This is a genomic window from Plantactinospora sp. WMMB782 (assembly GCF_049179135.1).
In the GTDB taxonomy this organism is placed as follows: domain Bacteria; phylum Actinomycetota; class Actinomycetes; order Mycobacteriales; family Micromonosporaceae; genus Plantactinospora.
This window is the reverse complement of the sequence record NZ_JBMHMC010000007.1, coordinates 4,558,161-4,579,212: the sequence shown is the minus strand read 5'-3', so window position 1 is coordinate 4,579,212 and position 21,052 is coordinate 4,558,161. Positions and strand designations below refer to the sequence as shown.

20 protein-coding genes are annotated in these 21,052 nt (G+C 73.2%); 8 read left to right on the top strand and 12 right to left on the bottom strand.

Translation table 11 applies throughout. The features are described from left to right. Positions 1–16: 16 nt before the first annotated feature. Complete coding sequence (locus ACN28A_RS22745) at positions 17–898, top strand: 3-methyladenine DNA glycosylase (protein WP_421397799.1); 882 nt, start codon at positions 17–19, stop codon at positions 896–898. A 73-nt stretch (positions 899–971) separates the two neighbouring features. Here ACN28A_RS22745 and ACN28A_RS22740 read toward each other — a convergent pair whose 3' ends face one another. Further along, complete coding sequence (locus ACN28A_RS22740) at positions 972–1,739, bottom strand: SDR family oxidoreductase (RefSeq protein ID WP_421397796.1); 768 nt, start codon at positions 1,737–1,739, stop codon at positions 972–974. Between the two features lie 53 nt (positions 1,740–1,792). Continuing rightward, positions 1,793–2,527 (bottom strand): TetR/AcrR family transcriptional regulator, encoded by a 735-nt coding sequence (locus tag ACN28A_RS22735; protein ID WP_421397794.1) that lies wholly within the window; start codon positions 2,525–2,527, stop codon positions 1,793–1,795. Between the two features lie 93 nt (positions 2,528–2,620). Here ACN28A_RS22735 and ACN28A_RS22730 point away from each other — a divergent pair, with 93 nt between their 5' ends. After that, positions 2,621–3,658, top strand: coding sequence for an aminotransferase class V-fold PLP-dependent enzyme (locus tag ACN28A_RS22730; RefSeq protein ID WP_421397791.1), 1,038 nt, complete (start codon positions 2,621–2,623; stop codon positions 3,656–3,658). A 36-nt stretch (positions 3,659–3,694) separates the two neighbouring features. On the opposite strand, the gene arfB is transcribed toward ACN28A_RS22730, so the two are convergent. From arfB to ACN28A_RS22705, 5 genes are all read right to left on the bottom strand, one after another. Next, positions 3,695–4,120: an alternative ribosome rescue aminoacyl-tRNA hydrolase ArfB gene (gene arfB, locus ACN28A_RS22725; RefSeq protein ID WP_421397788.1), complete on the bottom strand. Its 426-nt coding sequence runs from the start codon at positions 4,118–4,120 to the stop codon at positions 3,695–3,697. 19 nt (positions 4,121–4,139) lie between these two features. Further along, positions 4,140–5,012, bottom strand: a complete 873-nt coding sequence (locus tag ACN28A_RS22720) for a S1C family serine protease (RefSeq protein WP_421397785.1) — start codon at positions 5,010–5,012, stop codon at positions 4,140–4,142. Positions 5,013–5,078: 66 nt separating this feature from the next. Next, on the bottom strand, positions 5,079–6,038 hold the full coding sequence (locus ACN28A_RS22715) for a VWA domain-containing protein (protein WP_421397782.1): 960 nt from the start codon (positions 6,036–6,038) through the stop codon (positions 5,079–5,081). Further along, complete coding sequence (locus ACN28A_RS22710; protein WP_421404583.1) at positions 6,035–7,033, bottom strand: DUF58 domain-containing protein; 999 nt, start codon at positions 7,031–7,033, stop codon at positions 6,035–6,037. Before ACN28A_RS22710 ends, ACN28A_RS22715 begins: the two co-directional genes overlap by 4 nt. Before the next feature lie 80 nt (positions 7,034–7,113). Further along, entirely contained in the window at positions 7,114–8,160 is a 1,047-nt protein-coding gene (locus ACN28A_RS22705; protein ID WP_421397779.1) for an AAA family ATPase, read from the bottom strand. A gap of 168 nt (positions 8,161–8,328) precedes the next feature. Between ACN28A_RS22705 and ACN28A_RS22700 the strand changes: the two genes are divergently transcribed. After that, positions 8,329–9,465 carry a hypothetical protein gene (locus ACN28A_RS22700; protein ID WP_421397776.1) on the top strand — a complete coding sequence of 379 codons (1,137 nt, stop codon included), beginning with the start codon at positions 8,329–8,331 and terminating at the stop codon, positions 9,463–9,465. A gap of 206 nt (positions 9,466–9,671) precedes the next feature. Then, a complete protein-coding gene (locus tag ACN28A_RS22695) occupies positions 9,672–10,640 on the top strand; it encodes an endonuclease/exonuclease/phosphatase family protein (protein ID WP_421404581.1) in 969 nt (322 codons plus the stop codon). A gap of 86 nt (positions 10,641–10,726) precedes the next feature. On the opposite strand, the gene ACN28A_RS22690 is transcribed toward ACN28A_RS22695, so the two are convergent. Both ACN28A_RS22690 and cimA read right to left on the bottom strand, forming a co-directional pair. Next, positions 10,727–11,242, bottom strand: coding sequence for a hypothetical protein (locus ACN28A_RS22690; RefSeq protein ID WP_421397774.1), 516 nt, complete (start codon positions 11,240–11,242; stop codon positions 10,727–10,729). Positions 11,243–11,791: 549 nt separating this feature from the next. Next, entirely contained in the window at positions 11,792–13,381 is a 1,590-nt protein-coding gene (cimA, locus tag ACN28A_RS22685) for a citramalate synthase (RefSeq protein WP_421397772.1), read from the bottom strand. A 306-nt stretch (positions 13,382–13,687) separates the two neighbouring features. On the opposite strand from cimA, the gene ACN28A_RS22680 reads away from it, so the two are divergent. Both ACN28A_RS22680 and ACN28A_RS22675 read left to right on the top strand, forming a co-directional pair. Further along, positions 13,688–14,161 carry a PRC-barrel domain-containing protein gene (locus tag ACN28A_RS22680; protein ID WP_421397769.1) on the top strand — a complete coding sequence of 158 codons (474 nt, stop codon included), beginning with the start codon at positions 13,688–13,690 and terminating at the stop codon, positions 14,159–14,161. Between the two features lie 75 nt (positions 14,162–14,236). Next, positions 14,237–14,986, top strand: coding sequence for a tyrosine-protein phosphatase (locus ACN28A_RS22675; protein WP_421397766.1), 750 nt, complete (start codon positions 14,237–14,239; stop codon positions 14,984–14,986). A 95-nt stretch (positions 14,987–15,081) separates the two neighbouring features. On the opposite strand, the gene ACN28A_RS22670 is transcribed toward ACN28A_RS22675, so the two are convergent. Both ACN28A_RS22670 and ACN28A_RS22665 read right to left on the bottom strand, forming a co-directional pair. Continuing rightward, positions 15,082–16,179: a branched-chain amino acid aminotransferase gene (locus ACN28A_RS22670; protein ID WP_421397764.1), complete on the bottom strand. Its 1,098-nt coding sequence runs from the start codon at positions 16,177–16,179 to the stop codon at positions 15,082–15,084. 257 nt (positions 16,180–16,436) lie between these two features. Beyond that, positions 16,437–17,468, bottom strand: a complete 1,032-nt coding sequence (locus ACN28A_RS22665) for a 3-isopropylmalate dehydrogenase (protein ID WP_421404579.1) — start codon at positions 17,466–17,468, stop codon at positions 16,437–16,439. Between the two features lie 250 nt (positions 17,469–17,718). Between ACN28A_RS22665 and ACN28A_RS22660 the strand changes: the two genes are divergently transcribed. Continuing rightward, positions 17,719–18,576: an FAD:protein FMN transferase gene (locus tag ACN28A_RS22660; protein ID WP_421404577.1), complete on the top strand. Its 858-nt coding sequence runs from the start codon at positions 17,719–17,721 to the stop codon at positions 18,574–18,576. A gap of 332 nt (positions 18,577–18,908) precedes the next feature. Continuing rightward, positions 18,909–19,262: a hypothetical protein gene (locus ACN28A_RS22655; protein ID WP_421397763.1), complete on the top strand. Its 354-nt coding sequence runs from the start codon at positions 18,909–18,911 to the stop codon at positions 19,260–19,262. A 58-nt stretch (positions 19,263–19,320) separates the two neighbouring features. On the opposite strand, the gene serA is transcribed toward ACN28A_RS22655, so the two are convergent. After that, positions 19,321–20,925 (bottom strand): phosphoglycerate dehydrogenase, encoded by a 1,605-nt coding sequence (serA, locus tag ACN28A_RS22650; RefSeq protein WP_421397761.1) that lies wholly within the window; start codon positions 20,923–20,925, stop codon positions 19,321–19,323. Positions 20,926–21,052 lie beyond the last annotated feature (127 nt).

Below are 21,052 nucleotides of genomic sequence, written 5' to 3'. Positions count from 1 at the left end.
GCCGTACCCTGGAGCGGTGACCGCCGCGCTCGCCCGTACCGTCGTGCTCGACCCGGCGCGGTGGCGGCGACGGCGGGCGGCCCACGAGCGGCGGGTGGACGAGTGGCTGGCGCCGCACCTCGCCCGGCGCGGCACCGGCGCCCGGCACCCGGTGGAGGACTTCCTCTTCACCTACTACTCGCACCGGCCGGCCCAGCTGCGCCGCTGGCATCCGGGGGCCGGCGTGCTGCTCCGGGACGCCGACCCGACCGAGTTCGGCCGCGACTACCGGGCCGGGGACGGCGGCCTCACCCTCGACACCGAGGCGGTACGCCGGCGCCGGGGCGACTCGGTCGACTGGATCCGCACCCTGCTGAGCCGTACCGCGCAGCGGCCCGGCCAGTTCGGCTGCTTCGGGATGCACGAGTGGGCGATGGTCTACCGGCAGACCCAGGCGGAGGTACGGCACGACGCCTGGCCGCTGCGGCTGGACCCCGAGCAGACCGCCCGGGTGGTGGAGGAGAACCGGATCCGGTGCAGCCACTTCGACGCGTACCGGTTCTTCACCCCGCCGGCCCGGCCGCTGAACCTGCTCGCCCCGAGCCGCCAGGCGCAGCACGACAACGAGCAGCCGGGCTGCCTGCACGCGAACATGGATCTCTACAAGTGGGCGTACAAGCTCTCCCCGCTGGTGCCGAGTGAACTGGTCGCCGACGCGTTCGCGCTGGCCCGGGAGATCCGCGCCCTGGACATGCGGGCCAGCCCGTACGACCTGGCCGCGCTCGGCTACCCGCCGGTCCGGGTGGAGACCCCGGCGGGCCGGGCCGAGTACGCCGCCGCCCAGCGCGGTTTCGCCGAGCGGGCCGCGCCGCTGCGGGCCCGGCTGATCGCCGCGCTGGCCGTCGCCGTACCCGGCTGACGATCCGCACCGCCGGCCAGCCAGCCGACCGGGTCGGCCAGCCGTCGGTCGGAGTAGTCGGGTGGTCGGAGTGTCAGATGATTCCGCCGTTGGCGCGCAGCACCTGGCCGTTGACCCAGCGGCCGGCCGGGCTGACCAGGAAGGCCACCACCTCGGCGATGTCGTCGGGAGTGCCGAGCCGCTCCAGCGGGGGCTGCGCGGCGAGCTTGGCGACCCGCTGCTCGTCGTTGGCCCGCAGGAACAGGTCGGTGGCGGTCGGTCCGGGCGCGACGGCGTTGACGGTGACGTCCCGGCCGCGCATCTCCCGGGCCAGCACCATCGTCATCGCCTCGACCGCACCCTTGCTGGCCGCGTAGGCGCTGTAGTTCGGAAAGGCGAGCCCGACGACCGAGGAGGAGAAGTTGACGAGCGCGCCGCCGGGGCGGAGCCGGCGTACCGCCTGCTGGTCGACGACGAAGGTGCCCCGGATGTTGGTCCGGTGCAGGTCGTCCAGGTCGGCCAGGTCGAGTTCGGCCAGTGGCGCCAGCGGCATCCGGCCGGCGGCGTGCACGACCGCGTCGACACCGCCGAAGGTCCGCTCGGCGGTGTCGAAGAGTGCCCCGACGGCCTGCTCGTCGGCCACGTCGGCGCGTACCGCGACCGCCCGGCCGCCGGCCGCCTCGACCTCGCCGACCGCGGCCTCGGCCTCGGTCCGGTTGCCGGCATAGCCGACCAGCACGGCGAAGCCGTCCGCGGCGAGCCGGGTGACCACCCGGCGGCCGATGCCGCGGGAGCCGCCGGTGACCACAGCGGTACGGTCGGTCCGGGTAGCGGGGACGTCTGGATTGTTCGGGGTGGACACAGTCGATCTCCTTGCTGTATCGGGCATTCCTGCGCCGGTCCAGGTGGGCCGGGTCATTCGGTGCCGGCTCGGTCGGCGAGCCGGGTCAGCCACTCCAGCAGCAGGCCGGTCTCGGCGGGCGAGAGCGGGCTGTCCGGCGCCGCCCGCAGCAGCGCGCCGAGGTTCGCGGCGGCCACCGCGACCCCGCCGCCCGGCCCGGCGGGCGGTTCCGGGCCGGCGGTCGGCTCCGGGCCGGCGGTCGGCTCCGGGGTGACGATGGCGCCGACGATCGCCTCGCGGACCCGGGTCGCCACCTGGGTGACGTCGGGGTAGAGGCTGGGCCGGGTGATCAGCAGCAGGGCGACACCGGCGTTCGCCGGCATCACCATCTGGGCCGCCAGCTGTGGACTGATCCGGAGCCGTCCGGCGGCGGCGCAGCGTTCCAGCACACCGAGCAGCAGGTGGTGCGCCTCGGCGGCGGCGGCCGGCGGGGTGGAGAGGCCGGGCGAGTACATCAGTCGGTAGAAGTTCGGGTTCTCCAGCGCGAAGGCCACGTGGTTGTCCCAGCCGTCCCGGAGGTCGCGGACCGGGTCGCCGGAGGGGACGGCCGCCCGCTTGCCGGCCAGGTACTGCTCGAAGCCGAAGTCGACCACCGCGGCGAGCAGGCCCTCCTTGTCCCCGAACTGCCGGTAGAGCACGGGTGCGCCCACCCCGGCCGCCTCGCAGACCGCCCGGGTGGAGACGTCCGCCTCCGGGGAGCGGGCCAGCAACGCCGCCGCGGCGTGCAGTATCCGTGTTCTCGTATCCATGTAAGCGACGATAACACCACTGCCATACCACTGCTACCGCTGCGGTGTAATCGTCGTTACACAGCCGGTGGACGCCGGTACTACGCTTGTCGGGTGGATCTCGACCAGGCGCGGCAGTTGTGGAAACCGGAGCCGGGCTGGCTGAACACCGCCACCTACGGCCTGCCACCGGAGCCGGCCTGGGAGGCGCTGCAGGCCGCCCTCGCCGACTGGCGGACCGGGCGCATCTCCTGGGAGAGCTGGGAAGGCTCGACCGCCCGGTCCCGGGCCGCCTTCGCCAAGCTCGTCGGAGTAGCCGTCGAAGACGTGACCGTCGGAGCGACCGTCTCCCAACTGCTCGCCCCGGTCGGCGCCGCACTGCCGGCCGGCGCCACCGTACTGGTGCCCGAGGTGGAGTTCACCTCCAACCTCTTCCCCTGGCTGGTGCACACCGACCGGGGTGTCCGGGTCCGGACGGTACCGCCGGAGCGACTCGCCGAGTCGGTCGACGCCGACACCGACCTGGTCGCCTTCAGCCTGGTGCAGTCGGCGGACGGCAGCCTCGCCCGGTACGACGAGATCCTGGCCGCCGCCGAGGCGCACGACGCGCTGACCGTGGTCGACGCCACCCAGGGCTGCGGTTGGCTGCCGTTCGAGGCGGGCCGGGCCGACGTGGTGGCGGTCGCGGCTTACAAGTGGCTGATGGCGCCGCGCGGGGCGGCCTTCGGCTTCCTCGGCCCCCGGGTCCGGGACCGGCTCACCCCGCTGGCCGCCAACTGGTACGCCGGGTCCGACCCGCACGCCTCCTACTACGGACCGCCGTTACGGCTGGCCGACGACGCCCGCCGGTTCGACCTCTCCCCGGCCTGGTTCTGCTTCGTGGGCGCCGCTCCGGCCCTGGAACTCCTGCTCGAGGTGGGCCTGCCGGCGGTCCGGGAACACAACGTCGGGCTGGCCAACCGGTTCCTGGCCGGCCTCGGCCAGCCGCACCGGGACAGCGCGATCGTCACCGTCGACGTACCCGGTGCGGCGGAGAAGCTGGCCGCGGCCGGGGTCCGGGCGGCGGTCCGGGCCGGTCGGGTCCGTGCCTCGTTCCACCTCTACTCGTCCGAGCACGACGTCGACCTGGCCCTCACCGCCCTGACCTCCTGAACCGCCGCGACGGCACGGCATCGGACGGTGCGCCGGTCAGTCCGCGTCGTCGCGGCGGCGCGACTGTTTGAGCTGGCCCCGGCGCTTCTTCTCGGCGAGCCGGCGCTCCTTGGCACCGCGACTCGGCTTCGTCGCCCGCCTCGGCGGCGGTGGCGGCGCGACCGCGTCGGCCAGCAGCGCGGCGAGCCGGGCCTGTGCGGCCTCCCGGTTGCGCAGCTGGGCGCGGTGCTCCGACGCCGAGATCGTCAGTACGCCGTCGACGAGCCGGCCAGCCAACCGGTCCAGCGCCCGCGCCCGCAGCCGCTCCGGCAACGCCGTCGAGTTCGCCACGTCGAAGGAGAGTTCGGCCCGGGAGTCGGTGGTGTTCACGCCCTGCCCACCCGGGCCGCTGGACCGGGAGAACCGCCAGCTCAGTTCCGCCTCCGGGATGACGAGGCCGGGCCGGATGGTCAGGGGTGCCATGGCGTCAACCGTACGGCCCTCAGCCGCCCTTGCCGATGATGGTGTCCGCGGTCTGCTGCACCTGCTCGATCGGGATGGCGAACCCGATCCCGATCGAGCCGCTGCCGTCGATGGTGGCGATCGCGGTGTTCACCCCGACCACCTCGCCCCGGGCGTTGACGAGTGGGCCGCCGGAGTTACCCGGGTTGATGGAGGCGTCGGTCTGCACCGCGCTGTGCCGGTTGTCGCCCAGCTTCACCTGACGGTCCAACGCACTGACGATGCCGGCGGTCACCGTGCCGGCCAGGCCCAGCGGGGAGCCGACCGCGAGCACCGGTTCGCCGACCCGGGTGGCGCCCGGCCTGGCCAGCGGCAGCGCCGTCAGTCCGGCCGACGGCGGCACCCGGAGCACCGCGATGTCGCTGCCGGAGTCCCGGCCGACCAGCCGGGCCGGGAACTGCCGGCCGTCCGAGGTCTCCACCATCACCGCCGCGTCGGGCTCCCCGCCGCCGCCCCGGGCCACGATGTGGTCGTTGGTGACGACATGCTGCATGTCGTCGATGGCGAACCCGGAGCCGCTGGCCGACTTGCCGTCGCCGGCCACCGTCACCGATACGACGCCGGGCACCACCTGGGCCGCGGCGGCCACCAGGTCGGCCGGTATTGCGGCCTGCGCCGCACTGCCCCGCTCTCCCGGGGGCGCCTGGCTGGCCACCCAGCCGCCGGCCAGGCCGCCGGAGCCGACCGAGAGCGCGACCACCGCGAGCGCGGCGAGCAGCGCGCGACGCCGCCGGGCAGCCCGGTCGACCACCCCCGCCTCGGGTACGTCCGGAAGCCGGCGCCCGTCCGGTTCGAGTTGCGGTGAGATGAACCATGGGCCGCGGGGTTCGCCGAGCCCGGTCTGCGTTGCCATAGCTCACTCCTCGTCAGTCCACTCGTCGGATCGGGGCATGGCCGGTCGTGCCGGAGGCGGTCCGGCCTACGGCAGCCGGGAGAACCAGGCCATCGAGCCGCCCGCCGCCGCCAGTGCGAACAGCAGCCCGATGCCGATGAACCGGGCCGAGATGTCCTGCTTCTCGGTGCGGTAGCCGACCGAGGTGCCGATGTCCTCGTAGACGGCGCGCAGCTCCGCGCTGGTGCCGGCCTCGTGGTAGCCGCCCTTGGTCTGCTCGGCGACCGCCCGCAGGGTCTGGCCGTCCACCGGCACCCGGATCGGCCGCCCACCCCGGGCCACGTAACCGGAGGCGGTGCCGAACGAGATGGTGTGCACGGGTACGCCGACCTGCACCGCCTCGTCGGCGGCGGCCATCGGGTCGCGGCCGGACGTGTTCGCCCCGTCGGAGAGCAGCACGATCCGGGCCGGTGGCGGGTGCTTCGCGGCCTGCGAGTCGAAGGTCCGGATCGCCTCCAGCGAGGTGCCGATCGCCTCCCCGATGGCGGTGCCCTGCACCCCGGTACTGCCCTCGGCGAGCCGCCTGATCCCGGTGTGCAGCGCCGACCGGTCGGTGCCGGGTGGCACGAGTACCGCCGCGCTGCCGGCGAAGGCGACCAGCCCGACGTTGAACTCGTCCGGCAGCGTCTCGGCGAACCGGTGCGCCGCCGACTTCGCCGCCGCCAGCCGGTCCGGTTCGACGTCGGTGGCGAGCATCGAGGTGGAGACGTCCACCGCGAGCATCACGGTGGCCCGTTCCCGGGGCACCCGTACTTCCGCCTCGGGCCTGGCGAAGCCGACGACGAGCAGCGCCAGCATCGCCAGGAAGAGTCCGGCCGGCAGGTGCCGGCGCCATGACGGCCGGTCCGGTGCGACCCGGTCCAGCAGCCGCAGGTTCGTGAAGCGGACGGCGTACCGGCTGCGGCGGCGTTGCAGCAGCAGGTACCAGATGCCGAGTCCGACCACGCCGAGCAGCAACAGCAGCCGCTCCGGAGACTGCCAGCTCATACCGCCCCTCCCCGTACCGCTGCCGCCGGTGGGCGGGCCGCGCCGGCCAGCCGCCGCTGGGTGTGTACGTGCCGGACGACGTCCGCGACCCAGTCCCGGTCGGTACGCAGCGGCAGGTGCGCGGCACCCGAGCGGCGCAACGCCTGCCGGACCAGTTCGCGCTGGCCGGCGGCTGCGGCGGCGTACCGCTCGCGGAGCCGCCGGTCCGCCGTGCCGACCTCGCGCCGCCGGCCCGTCTCCGGGTCCACCAGCGTGATCAGCCCGACGTCCGGCAGCTCCAGTTCGCGCGGGTCGACCACCTCGACCGCGAGCACCTGGTGGCGTACGCCGAGCCGGCGGACTGCCGGCTCCCAGTCCGGCGTACCGCCCTCGCTGTCCGGCAGCCCGTCGAGGAAGTCGGAGACCAGCACCGCCAGGCCCCGGCCCCGGGCGGCCCGGTGCAGCGTGGTCACCGCGTCGGCGAGCGACGGGGCCGGGCCGATGGTGTCCCGCCGGGGCGCGGTGAGCAGCAGGTTGAGCAGGCCCAGCAGGTGGGTGCGGCCGGTCCGGGCCGGCAGGCGGCGGATCCCGGTGCCGTCGAGCAGGTGCGCGCCGAGCCGGTTGCCGGTCCCGGCGGTGAGGAAGCCGACCGCCGCCGTCGCGGCCACCGCGAGTTCCCGCTTGTCCAGCTCGGCGGTGCCGAAGTCCATGCTGGGGGTCGAGTCGACGAGCAGCCAGGTGGTCAGTTCCCGGTCGGCGTCCACCTCGCGGACGTGCGGCAGCGTGGTCCGGGCGGTGACCGCCCAGTCCATCCGGCGTACCTCGTCCTCGCCGGGCCGGTATTCGCGGGCGCCGGTGAACTCGCTGCCGGGCCCCGGGAGCAGGCCGAGGTGCTGGCCGTGCAGCAGCCCGTCGAGCCGGCGGGTGACAAGCAGTTCCAGCCGGCGCAGCCGGTGCTCGGGAGCGAGCTGCCGCAGCGTCGGCCCACCGCCGAACCGGCTCGGCTCGCCCGGCACGGCGCCGTTCGGCTCGCCCGGGACGACTCGGTTCGGCTCGCCCGGCACGACTCGGTTCGGTCCGGGGGCGCTGGGCCGGCTCACGCGACCGCCAGGTTGCGGCGCGCTTCCTCGCGGCTCGGCGCGATCCGGGGCGGCGGGACCGCCTCGACCAGCCGGCGTACCACGGCCTCGGCGGGAACGCCGTCGGCGACCGCGTCGAAGGAGAGCACCAGCCGGTGCGCGATCACGTCGGAGGCGAGGTCGCGTACGTCGTCCGGCAGCACGTAGTCGCGGCCCCGCAGCAGTGCCTGGGCGCGGGCGGCGGCGACCAGCCCGAGGGTGGCCCGGGGACTCGCCCCGTAGGCGAGCAGTGGCGCCACCTCCGGCACCCCGAACCGGGCCGGGTCCCGGGTGGCCAGGATCAGCCGCACCACGTACTCGGCCAGGGCGTGGTGCACGAAGACCCGGGCGGCGCGGTCCTGGAGGGCGCGCAGCCGCTGCGGGTCGAGTACCGCCCGTGCGGTGGGCCGCTCCGCGCTCATCCGGTAGAGGATGGCCAGTTCGTCGGCGTCGCTCGGGTAGTCGACCAGGATCTTGAGCAGGAAGCGGTCGCGTTGTGCCTCGGGAAGCTGGTAGACCCCCTCGGACTCGATCGGGTTCTGGGTGGCCAGCACCAGGAACGGCTCCGGTACCGGATAACTGCGCCCGCCGATCGAGACCTGCCGCTCGGCCATCGCCTCCAGCAGCGCCGACTGCACCTTCGCCGGTGCCCGGTTGATCTCGTCGGCGAGGACCAGGTTCGCCATCACCGGGCCCAGTTCCACGTCGAAGCTCTCCGCCGAGGCCCGGTAGATCCGGGTGCCGACGATGTCCGACGGCACCAGGTCCGGAGTGAACTGGATCCGCGAGAACCGGCCACCGACCGCCACCGCCAGGGTCTGCGCGGCGAGAGTCTTCGCCACCCCGGGTACGCCCTCCAGCAGGCAGTGCCCGTCGGCCAGCAGCGCGGTGAAGAGCCGCTCCACGAGCCTGTCCTGCCCGACGATCACCCGCTTGACCTCGAAGAGCGCCTGTTCCAGTTCGGAACCGGCGTCCGTTCCGGCCGGACTGGGGCGGGTGGCCACCGTGTCTGACATGTCCGTCACGGTGCGGGCTTCCCGAGGTCGCCGACGGCAAACCCCCGGCCACCGCGGCGTCACGACAAGTTCCGGCACAGGGACCACTCGGGATGCCGAAAACCTCTGCCGTACCAATAAAATCATCGGCACGCAAAAGCGTCAGGCGCGCCGGGACGGGACGAACGGGGAGGCACTGTGATGCTGCGACGGTGCGGGGCGATACTGCTGGCGACGGCCGCGGTGCTGGCGTTCGCGGCACCCGCGGCGGCGGCCCCCGACCCGGTGCCGCCGCCGAGCTACGCGGGTTTCCGGCTGGTCAAGGCGATCCCCGGCGAGCCCGGTACGCCGCGGATCACCCTGCCGGTCGGCTACGAACTCGTACCCGGCGCCGCGACCCAGGTGGCCAGCCGGGCCGAGTACTACTCCTTCGTCCGGGGGCCGCGCAGCGAGGCGGTCACGGTCACCGTGGACTGGCCGGGCACCTGGGTCGGTTCGGTGGTCGCCACCGACACCCGGCCGGCGATCCGCCGGCACGCCGGTGCGCCGTACCGGATCAGTTTCACCCTGCCGGTGACCTGGTCGTCGGTGAACGCCAACCAGGCGACGGTGCAGGTCTGGAGCATGCTCAGCCCGGACACGTCGAGCGGGCTGCACTGGCGGATCGAGCACAACGACCCGGACCGGGTGGCCGGGCCGTGGACCGCTGTGGACTGGCCGGCGGCACAGGCCGGCGCGGTGATCAACTACATGATCGCCAGCGAGGCGGTGCTCCGGGACTCCGGGCTGGTCGCCGAGGCCCGGCGCAAGGGACACTTCTTCTCGCTGATGGGCTTCGAGACGAACAACGTGCTGCACCCGGACAACCCGCCGCACTGGCATCTGGCCTACTACCCGGGCCTGACCTACTCGGCACCCCGGGCGCACGTGCCGCACTTCTGGGTCGACGCGCAGGGCCGGACCTTCTACAACGGGATGGACATCCAGGGCCAGGGCCGTTCCCGCTTCTACGCCGGTGACCCGGCGCAGATCCACGACCCGGAGAACAACCTGGTGGTCACCCTCACCATCCGGGCCGACGGCGGCCTGGACGTCGACCCGCCGGCCGGGCCGCGCTACTCGATCACCGCCCCGGACGGAAACTTCGCGAACCAGGTCGACGTGTCCCGGGACGGCGTGCCGTGGCGCTCGGTGGTCAGCCGGGACCACGTGAAGATCGGCGTACTGGTCAGCCAGGTGAAGGAGCACCAGGCGGCCGGGCGGCACCGGACCACCGTGTACCAGTACGACGCGCTGACCGGGGTGCTCGGCAACACCTGGCCGACCCCGAACTAGCCGCACCGCCGGCACGCGTTCTTCACCGGACGCGCACATCGGACCGATAACGTCCCGGCGTGGACCTCGATCTCGCCCCGGGCCAGTCGCCGCCGCCCGGCCCGCCCGCTCCGCCCGCTCCGGCCGACCGGACCGACCCGGCCGACCAGCCCGCTGCGGCCGACCGGACCGACCCGGCCGGGTCGGGCGGGCCGGGGCGACGGGCACTGGGTCGACTGGTACCGGGTCGACGGGCACTGACCGGACTCTGCTGGCTGTCGCTGCTGCCCGTGCTCGGCCTGCTGGCGGCACGACTGGTCGGCCTGGAGTACGGGCCACTGGTGCAGTTGCTGGCCTTCACCCCGTACCTGCTGCCCGGCGCACTGCTCCCGCTCGGCCTGGCGGTCGCCGCCCGGCGCTGGTGGACGGCGTCCGCCGCGGCCGTCGCGGTGCTCGTCCTGGTCGTCCTGGTCGCCCCCCGCGCGCTGCCGGACCGGCAGCCGGCCGCCAGTGGCCCTCCGCTGCGGGTGCTCACCGCCAACCTGCTGGCCGGGGCGGGCGAGCCGGCGACGCTCGTCGCACTGGTCCGGACCGAACGCGTCGACGTGCTCGCCACCCAGGAGTTCACCCCGGAGTCGGAGGCGACACTGGACCGGCTCGGCCTGGCCGAACTGCTGCCGCACCGGCAGGTGAACCCCGAGGTCGGCACGACCGGCTCGGCACTGTACTCCCGGCATCCGCTGCGGGACGCCGGCATCCGGCGCAACGGCGGCGGCTTCTCCCAGGCGTACGCGACGGTTCAGCCTCCGGGCGGGCCGGCGGTGCTGGTGGAGTCGGTGCACCCGATGGCGCCCGCCTCGCTGGCGTGGCTGGCGGACTGGCGGGCGGACCTGCGGGCCCAGCCACCGGCCACCGTGGACGGTCCACTGCGGATCCTGGCCGGGGACTTCAACGCCACCGCGGACCACGCCCCGCTGCGCGACCTGCTCGACACCGGCTACGCCGACGCCGCCGACCGGGTCGGGGCCGGGCTGGTCGGCACCTGGGGCCCGTACGACGGCGACCTGATCCCGCCGGTGACCATCGACCACGTCCTGGTGGACCGGCGGATCGCCGTCGTCCGGGTGGCGGTGCTTCGGCTGCCCGGCTCCGACCACCGCCCGGTACTCGCCGACCTGATCCTGCCGGCCACCTGACCGGGCGGGGGCCGGCGCCCCGACCGGACGCCGCCGGCCCCCGTGCCCGTTCGCGGGGACACGGAGGCCGGCGGACACCGGGGGGATCAGGGCAGGAACACTGCCAGGTGGAAGCTCCGGTTGGCCGGCTGGTTGGAGGCGTTCCAGGTCTGCACGAACACGCCCTGGGCCAGGTTGGTCCGGCCGACCACGGAGATCAGGCCCGACGGCGAGGTGCCGACGCTGCCGGTCAAGCCGATCGTGGCCACGAACGCCCCGGTGTTCACCGGCACGTTGAAGACCACCTGGTAGACGCCGAGACCCAGCGAGGTCGCCGAAACCGCCTGGCTGCCCCGGATCAGGCCGCCGTTGGCGCTTACCACGGCGAAGAGTTGCGCGCTCGACGCCTGCACGGCCGCGTCGCCCTTGAGCAGCGCGGCCTTGGCCAGGTCGATGTCGGCCTGGGTCACCGGCGGCTGCTGGACCACCTTGCCGGCGACCCGGACCGCGTCGGGGTCGGCGCGGTGGCCCGGTCCGGCGACGGCGATGCCGCCACCGGCGAGGGTCAGCGCGAGCACTCCGACGGCTAGCAGGATCGTCTTACGTCCGAAGATTCTGGCCATGACGTCATCTCTTTCTTCTACCCAGGTTGGTGATGGTCTCTGGCGACTGTGGAGACGGCCGAGCTGTCGACCTGCTTTTCCGGGTACGCTTCCGCCCGTCCCACGTACGCTTCCGCCCGCTTCCACTTACCGCCGAAACGGAATGCCCGACAATTTCTGCGAACGTTCTCGAAGGCGGATAACCGGACAGGTGGAGGCTGCGTCAAGTCATTGACGCACGATTGTGTCGCTCGTTGAACGCCCGGTCGACGCCGACCGGAGCCCCGCGCTCACCAGCAGATACTACTCAGAGTGGCCACTCGACAACCACGAGCGAACATAGCATTCGGCAAAGCAGCAGGTCAATAGGGGTGCCAGCCGAACGCACTGTCCACTGTGGTCCGTTTCACGACCCGCGCGTCGATGGCACCGATCCAGAACACAAGCCGCTCTCGGATTTCACCTTCCGGTCCCCCCGAATTTCGGCAACACCGGTGCAGGCGCATCCGGAAATGCGACGGCCCCGCGTGCGGTCGTAGCCGCGGCGGGGCCGTACGTCGGGTCGGCGGCTCAGACCTCGGCCGGAGTACGCGCCATGCCGTACGTCAACGCGTCGACGAGCGCGTGCCAGCTCGCCTCCACCACGTTCGGGTGTACGCCGACAGTGGTCCAGTCCCGGCCGGCGCTGTCGGCCGTCTCCACGAGTACCCGGGTGACCGCACCGGTGCCGTGGCTGCCCTCCAGGATCCGTACCTTGTAGTCGGCCAGCTCGAACCCGCGCAGCTCCGGATAGTGCCGCAGCAGCGCGATCCGCAGCGCCTCGTCCAGGGCGTTGATCGGCCCGTTCCCCTCGGCGGTGGCGATCACCCGCTCGCCGCGTACCCGGAGCTTCACCGTCGCCTCCGAGACGACCGCACCGTCCTCGCGGTGCTCGACAAGCACCCGGTACGACTCGAGCGCGAACGGCCGGGGCGCGGTCATCCCGGGCAGCTCGGCGCGGACCAGCAGCTCGAACGAGGCGTCGGCGGCCTCGAACGACCAGCCGCCGGCCTCCAGCTCCTTCACCCGCTTGGTGACCCGGGCGGCGGTGTCGGGATGGCCGGCCAGGTCCAGACCCAGCTCGCGGCTCTTCAGCTCGATGCTGGCCCGGCCGGCCATCTCCGTCACCAGGATCCGCATGTCGTTCCCCACCACGGCGGGGTCCACATGGTTGTAGAGCAGCGGATCCACTTTGATCGCACTCGCGTGCAGCCCCGCCTTGTGGGCGAATGCGGCGGCCCCGACGTAGGCCTGGTGGGTGTCGGGGGCGATGTTGGCGATCTCGGCGATGGCGTGCGAGACGCGCACCATCTGTTCCAGGCACCCGTCCGGTAGGACCGGTAGCCCGAGCTTGAGTTGCAGGTTGCCGACCACGGCGAAGAGGTCGGCGTTGCCGGGCCGCTCGCCGTAGCCGTTGGCGGTGCCCTGGAAGTGGCGTACCCCGGCCTCGACCGCGGCGATTGTGTTCGCCACCGCGCAGCCGGTGTCGTTCTGGGTGTGGATGCCGAGCCGGGCCGGCGAGATGCCGAGCCGCTCGGTCAGCTCGCCGATCGCCGCGGTCACCTGGGAGGGCAGCATCCCGCCGTTGGTGTCGCACATCACCACGACCTCGGCCCCGGCCTCCAGCGCCGTCTCCACCACCGAGGCGGTGTACGCCGGGTCGTACCGGAAGCCGTCGAAGAAGTGTTCGCAGTCCAGGAAGGCCCGCCGCCCCTGGGCGACGAGGTGCGCCACGCTGTCCCGGACCATCGCCAGGTTCTCGGCCGCGCTGGTCCGCAGCGCCCGCTCGACATGCCGGATGTCGGACTTGGCGACCAGGCAGACCGCCGGGGTCTCCGCGTCCAGCAGTGCGCGCAGCTGTTGGTCGGCGTCGACGGCGACGCCGGCCTTGCGGGTGGCCCCGAAGGCGACCAGGACGGCATGCTTCAGGTCCAGCTCGGTGCGGGCCCGACGGAAGAACTCGGTGTCCTTCGGCATCGCCCCCGGCCAGCCGCCCTCGATGAAGCCGACACCGAACTCGTCGAGCAGCCGGGCCACCGCCAGCTTGTCGACGACCGAGTAGCTGATCCCCTCGCGCTGCGCGCCGTCGCGCAGCGTCGTGTCGAACACCTGGTAAGTCATCTGGATCTCCTTCAGCAAGGGCGCGGCCCCTGCTCCGGTGTGTGCCTCCTGGCCCGACAAACAAAATGACCCCCCGCGAATGCGGGAGGTCTGCGCGCTCGGCGGGAAGGATGCCGGCGCGCTAGCTGCCAATAATGAGTGCGGAGCAGGTCACGGAACGTATGGTGCCATGGTCGCGAGGATGTGGGAGGGAAAATCCACATCGCGGGACGGGCTGGCAGGTCGGTGTAGGAATCCATCACCCCGGGTAGATGTCCCCTCGACAGCGGAGAACGTCGAGACAGTCGAGAAGAGGAGTGATAGCCAATGGACAGGCTCGATCCTCAGACGACCCCGCAGCAGACGCCGGATCCTCTGGTTCACGGCGGTGGTGGAGCGTTCGCGGGCGGCACGCCCGCAGGCGACTTCGACCCGTGGCGCTACCGGGACGAGGCCGGGGTGACCGGTGCCGACCTGGTGGGCTACAAGGTGGAGGCGACCGACGGCGGCATTGGCAAGATCGACAGTGCCAGCCACGAGGTGAACGCCAGCTACCTGGTGGTGGACACCGGACCGTGGATCTTCGGCAAGAAGGTCATGTTGCCGGCCGGCGTGGTGAACCACGTCGACCACGACGGCCAGAAGGTGTACGTCGACCGGAGCAAGGACCAGATCAAGGCCGCACCGGAGTTCGACGGCGCCGGATACGAGGACCCGGCCTACCGGGACAAGCTCGGTGGCTACTACGGCGGGACGTACGGCCCCTCGGGCTGGGGCATCCCGCCGGGCCGCGCCATGTGACGCGCGACCCGCGGTCAACTGGCCGGTGGGGCTTCCGCCCCGCCGGCCAGCGGCGTCTTCCGGCCGGGCACTACGGTGGAGGACGTGGACGGATCTTCGGCGCGTACGGCGGCGGTCTTCGAAACCCTCTTCAACTTCCGGGACGTCGGCGGGGTACCCGGGCTCGACGGCCGGCTCGTCCGCCGGGAGCGGCTCTACCGTTCGGACTCCCCGCACCGGATCGACGGCGTCGACCGGCAGGCGTTCCAGGCGCTCGGCATCCGCACCGTGGTCGACCTGCGCCGCCCCTCCGAGGTGCGCCAACACGGCCGGGTCCCCGCCTACGACGGCCTGGTCTACCAGCACATCCATCCCGAGCACGCGTTCTGGGAGGTGTCCGGCTGGTCCGAGGAGGTCGGGCTGGGCCGCTGGCTGGCGGACCGCTACCACGACCTCGCCAGCACCGGCTCGGCCGGCCTGGCGGCGGCGGTCGAGGTGATCGCCGACGCCGAGGCGGCTCCGGTGCTGGTGCACTGCGTGGCCGGAAAGGACCGGACCGGCGTGGTCTGCGCGCTGGTCCTCTCGGTGCTCGGCGTCGCCGACGAGGACATCGCCGAGGACTACGCCCGGAGCACCGCCGCCTCGGCCCGGTTCAGCGAGTGGCTGGCCAGCGCGATGCCGGGCGAGCCGCCACTGCCGGCCCCGTTCCTCGCCTCACCGGCCGAGGCGATGACGCTCTTCCTGGCCGAGCTGCGCGACCGGCACGGGTCGGTACCGGACTACCTGGTCGGCGCCGGTCTTCCGCCGGACCGGATCGAAGCCCTCCGCACCCACCTGCTGCATTGAGGGGCTCCGGGACCCGTCGCGGGGCGGCCGCGACAGGACCCGTCGCGGGGCGGCCCGCGATCGTCCCGGAGCCGTCGAGCCGCCCCCGACCCGGTTCAGCCGATCCGGTGGATCCAGCCGTTGCTGTCCCCGGCCCGGCCGCGCTGGATGTCGACAAGCTTCTGCCGCAGCCCCATGGTGACCTCGCCAGGACTGCCGTCCGCGATCGAGAACTCGCCGTCCGGGTGGCGCACCCGGCCGATCGGGGTGATCACCGCGGCGGTGCCGCAGGCGAAGACCTCGCGCAGCCGCCCGCTGGCCGCGTCGGCCCGCCACTCGTCGAAGGCCACCGGCCGCTCCAGCACCGTACCGCCGGACTGCCGGACGAGGGTGATCAGCGAGTCGCGGGTGATGCCGCGCAGGATGGACCCGCCGAGCGGCGGGGTGACCAGGGTGCCGTCGTCGTAGACGAAGAAGATGTTCATGCCGCCGAGCTCGTCGACGTAGCGGCGCTGCACGGCGTCGAGGAAGACCACCTGCTCGCAGCCGTGCTCGCTCGCCTCCGCCTGGGCCGCCAGCGAGGCGGCGTAGTTGCCGCCGCACTTCGCCTCGCCGGTGCCGCCGGGCGCGGCCCGGGTGTAGGTGGGCGAGACCCAGACGTTCACCGGCTGCACCCCCCGGGCGAAGTACGAGCCGACCGGCGAGGCGATCACCAGGAAGAGGTACTCGTTGGCCGGGCGCACCCCGAGGAAGACCTCGTTGGCGAACATGAACGGCCGCAGGTAGAGGCTGCCCTCCTCCGACGTCGGCAGCCACTCCCGGTCGATCTGGACCAGGTGCCGCAACGAGTCCAGGAACACCGCCTCGGGCAGCTCCGGCATGGCCATCCGGCGGGCCGAGTCGTTGAACCGGGCGGCGTTGGCGTCCGGCCGGAACATCGTGACCGAGCCGTCCGCCGCCGAGTACGCCTTGAGCCCCTCGAAGATCTCCTGGGCGTAGTGCAGCACCGCGCTCGCCGGGTCCATCGGGATCGGCCCCCGGGCCTCCACCCGGGCGTCGTACCAGCCCTTGGTCTCGGCGTACCGGATCGTGACCATGTGGTCCGTGAAGACCCGACCGAATCCCGGGTTGGCCACCAGCGCCGCGCGCTCGGCGGCGGCTACCGGCTGAGGATTCGGACGGATCTCGAAGTCGAGCTTGTCACCACCGCTCATCGTGCTGACCTCCAGAGAAGTGACCCGGCGCCCGGAACAGGGGACGGGCCGGAACATGGGAGTTGTGCCTGAAACTTACCCGAACGGTCGTTCATCCTCGACCCTCCGTGCGGACCGACGAGCCGCACCACCCGCGCCTTCACCCAGAACCGACGGCCCTGCCGGGGCCGTCGGAGGCGGCCGGGACGAGCGGTGGACCGGTCGGGGCGAACACCCGGGTAGGTGCCCGGTGACGTCCAGAAGCCGCTCGGCGGCGCTCAGCCGGCCGCGTGGGCGGCGAGCCGGTCCCCGACGTCGGCGGTGCGCCGCGGCGAGCCGGTGCCCCGGGAGGCGAGCTCGGCGGCGACCGCCTCGGTTACCCGGCGGGCCGCGTCGGGGTGGCCGAGGTGGTCGAGGAGGAGCGCGGTGGAGAGCACCGCGGCGGCCGGGTCGGCGATCCCCTGGCCGGCGATGTCCGGCGCCGAGCCGTGCACCGGCTCGAACATCGACGGGTACGCCCGTTCGGGGTTGATGCTGCCGCTGGCGGCCAGCCCGATCCCGCCGGTGACCGCGGCGGCGATGTCGGTGAGGATGTCCCCGAAGAGGTTGTCGGTGACCACCACGTCGTAGCGCTGCGGCTGGGTGACCAGGAACATCGCGGCGGCGTCGACGTGCTGGTATTCCGTCTCGACGTCCGGGTGCTCGGCGGCGACCGCGGCGAATGCCCGGGCCCAGAGCGAACCGGCGTGGGTCAGCACGTTCGTCTTGTGCACCAGCGTGACCTTGCGGCGCTCCCGGCGGCCGGCGCGGGCGAAGGCGTCCCGGATCACCCGCTCGACGCCGTGCCGGGTGTTCAGGCTCTCCTCGGTGGCGATCTCGGCCGGGCTGTCCCGGTGCAGCGTGCCGCCGGCACCGGCGTACAGCCCCTCGGTGCCCTCCCGGACGACGACCAGGTCGATCTCGTTCGGCTTGACGCTGGCCAGCGGGCCGGTGGTGCCCGGCCAGAGCCGCGACGGCCGGAGGTTGACGTACTGGTCGAACTCGAAGCGGAGCTTGAGCAGCAGGCCGCGCTCCAGCACCCCCGGCGGGACGCTCGGGTCGCCGACCGCGCCGAGCAGGATCGCGTCGTGCCCGGCCAACTCGGCGAGCACCGAGTCGGGCAGCACCTCGCCGGTCCGGTGGTAGCGGGCGGCACCAAGGTCGTATTCGGTGGCCTCGACCCCGGGCAGTACGGCGTCGAGGACCTTGCGGGCCTGCTCGACCACCTCCGGCCCGATGCCGTCGCCAGCCACCACCGCGATCCGCGCCACCGCCACGTCCCAGCTCCCTTGCCTCCGTCGTGTCTAGGGAACGTTAAGGGACCGTCCCGGCTCCCGGTACGCCGCTCCCATCATCTGGAAAGCCAACCGCACAGGAGCTTCTCAGCCAGTACTCATGCTCCGGCCATCTTCGCTTCCTATGGTGAGCGCGGAGAACGGGTTCGCGGGCCGGGGGGAACGGGCCGCGGGCCGGGGGCAGGAACGGATCCAGGGGGTCGACGTGCGGATCCAGGGGGCGAACATGCGAATCCCGGGCAGCCGGGGCCGGGGACAGCGCAGCCGGGGCCTGCCGCCGGCGCCCGCCGTGGGCCGGGGACGGCCGGATCTGCGGCTGGGCGCCGGCTGGCGCAACGTCCGGCCCGGTGCGACCCTGGCCGACCGGGTGGTCGCCCGGCACACCGTGCAGACCTCGATCGCCGACTACACCCTGGTGCTCAACGGCGTGGGTGCGCTCGGCTGGCGCGGGGTAGGCGACGCACTGCGGGACGCGGTCGCCGAACTGCGGGCGATCGACCTCACCTACAGCCCGGCCCGGCCGACCAGCCTGGTGTCGCGGCTGCGCCGGGGCGAGATCGCCGCCGACGCGTACCCGCCGCTGGCCGACATCGTGGCCCGGTGCGCCGCGATGCGGGCCGCCACCGACGGCTGGTTCGACGCCTGGGCGGTCCCCGGCGGCTTCGACCCCGGCGGCCTGCTGGTCGGCTGGGCGGTGGAGCGGGCCGCCGCCCGGCTGCGCGCCGCCGGCATCGAGGACTACGCCGTGGTCAGCGGCGCCGACCTGGTGGTACGCGGCCACGCGCCGCACGGCGGCCCCTGGCGGGTCGCGGTGCACCACCCGACCCAGGCCGACCGGGCGCCGACGATGCTGGAGCTGACCTCGGGAGCGGTCGGCACCTCCGGGGTCGCCGGGCGGCGCGACCACGTCGTCGACCCGCACACCGGGCAGCCGGCCGACAAACTGGTCGCGGCCACGGTCACCGGCCCGGACCTGGCGGTCGCCGACGGCTATGCCACCGCGCTGTTCGCCGCCGGCCGCACCGGCCTGGACTGGTTTCCCACCCGGGACGGCTACCGGGTCCTCTTCGCCGCCTCCCGCTGAGCACACCCTCTTCCGGGGCCGCCAGCAACGCGATCGGCCCCCGCGATCTCGGCAACGATCGCGAGGGCCGATCAGCGACGAGTGCGCGTGGCTCGCGCACACGGGGGTGCTGGCTACCCGGCCGGCGCGACGCCTCATCACCCGAAGACGAGTCCACGCCCAGGAACTCGCCGGGTATCCGCGTCAATACGCTATCGACCCGGCGCGAGTCCCCGCAAGAGCGTCCGTCCCGCGTGTCGCCGGGGTATCCGAGAAAAGGTCACCGGGTCAGTGGCACCCTGTACCCCCGTGAGTTCTGATCTGTCAACCCTGATGGGACACGGGAGCCCGGTGTGAGTTTCGATCTGATCGTCTGGGCGCTCGGGCCCGGCGCCGCCGCCGAGGACGTACGCGCGGCCCACGCCCGCTGCCGGCAGGGTGCCCACCGCGAGGGGAGCCCGGACCCGCGAGTCGTCGCGTTCTACCGGGCCATCACCGCCGGCTATCCCGACCGGCCGGGTCCGGACACGCCATGGGCGGTGAGCCCGTTGCACGCCGCCGCCGACCACGTCGAGATGAACCTCGACGAGTCCTGTCCGGACCAGGTGCTGCTCGACATCGAACGGCTGGCCGGGCAGCACGGCCTGATGCTGCTCGACCCGCAGGACGGCTCGGTCTATCCGCCGCCGGCCCCGGTGCGCGGCTGACCCGGGCGGGGCGGCGGGCGGCGCCCCGCCCCGTCCGGGCTACCGGGTCAGATCCCAGTCACGCCTCCTCGTCGCGCAGGTCGGCGGCGCTCGCCGCGACCGCGCCGATCGAGTCGGCCGCCGAGCTGAGCAGTTCCGCCGCGGTCGCCGAGTCCACCGTCAGGGTCATCAGCGCCTCGCCGCCGGCGGACCGCCGGGCCACCTGCATCGCCGCGATGTTGACCCCGGCCTCGCCGAGGATCGACCCGATGGTGCCGACCACGCCGGGCTTGTCTACGTAGCGGAAGAAGAGCAGGATGCCGTCCGCGCCCAGCTCCAGGTCGAAACCGTCCACTTCGGTCAGCTTGAGCACGTCGCGGGTGCCGGCGTGCACGGCGGTGCCGGAGACCGAGACGGTACGCCCGTCCGGCAACGCACCGCGCACGGTGACCAGGTTCGGGTGGTCGATGGTCTCGGCGTGCGTGGTCAGGGCCACCGTGACGCCCCGGTCGGCGGCGAGCAGCGGCGCGTTGACGTAGCTCACCTGCTCCTCGACGACCGAGGTGAACAGACCCTTGGTGGCGGCCAGCTTCAGCACCGAGACGTCGTTGGCGACGATCTCGCCGCGTACCTCCACGGTGACGCTGGCGGCGACCCCGCCGGCCACCGCGGTGAAGACCTTGCCCAGCTTCTCGGCCAGCGGCAGCAGCGGCCGGACGTCCTCGGCGACCACGCCGCCGGCCTGCACGTTCACCGCGTCCGGCACGAACTCGCCCTGGAGGGCCAGCTTGACGCTGCGGGCCACCGCCAGCCCCGCCTTGTCCTGCGCCTCGGCGGTGGAGGCGCCCAGGTGCGGGGTGGCCACCACGTTGTCGAAGGCGAACAGCGGCGAGGCGGTGCAGGGCTCCTTCGAGTACACGTCGATGCCGGCCCCGCCGACCCGGCCCTCGGCGATCGCGTCGGCCAGCGCCTGCTCGTCGATCAGGCCGCCCCGGGCCGCGTTGACGATCCGGACGCCCGGCTTGACCAGGGCGAGTTCCTTCTCGCCGATCAGGCCGACCGTCTCCGGGGTCTTCGGCAGGTGGATCGAGATGAAGTCGCTCTCCCGGAGCAACTCCTCCAGCCCGACCAGGCGTACGCCGAGCTGCGCCGCACGGGCCGGCTGCACGTACGGGTCGTACGCGATCAGCCGGGTGCCGAAGGCGGCGATCCGCTGCGCGAAGAGCACCCCGATCCGGCCCAGCCCGACCACCCCGACGGTCTTGCCCTGCACCTCCACGCCGGTGTACCTGGACCGCTTCCACTCCCCCGCCTTCAGCGCCGAGCTGGCGCTGGCGGTGTTCCGGGCGACGGCCAGCAGCAGCGCGACCGCCTGCTCGGCGGCGGAGACGATGTTCGAGGTCGGCGCGTTGACCACCATCACACCCCGGGCCGTCGCGGCGGGGACCTCGACGTTGTCCAGCCCGACGCCCGCCCGGGCCACCACCTTCAGCCGGGGTGCGGCGGCGATCGCCTCGGCGTCGATCTGGGTGGCGCTGCGTACGATGACCGCGTCGGCCTCGGCGAGCGCGCCGAGCAGGGCAGGACGGTCGGTGCCGTCGACGTGGCGTACGTCGAAGTCGTGCGCGAGCACGTCGATTGCGGCGGGAGCGAGCTCTTCTGCGATCAGTACGACGGGAGTCATTGGTCCTCGTATATGTCGGCCGGGCGAGGTCTGTGGCCACGTGGGCGCCGCACTGCGTCCCGCGCTTCCGCCAAAACCGGTGCTTCCCTCCGGTGCGGACGCACCTGTTCTGCCGATGGTAGGCGTC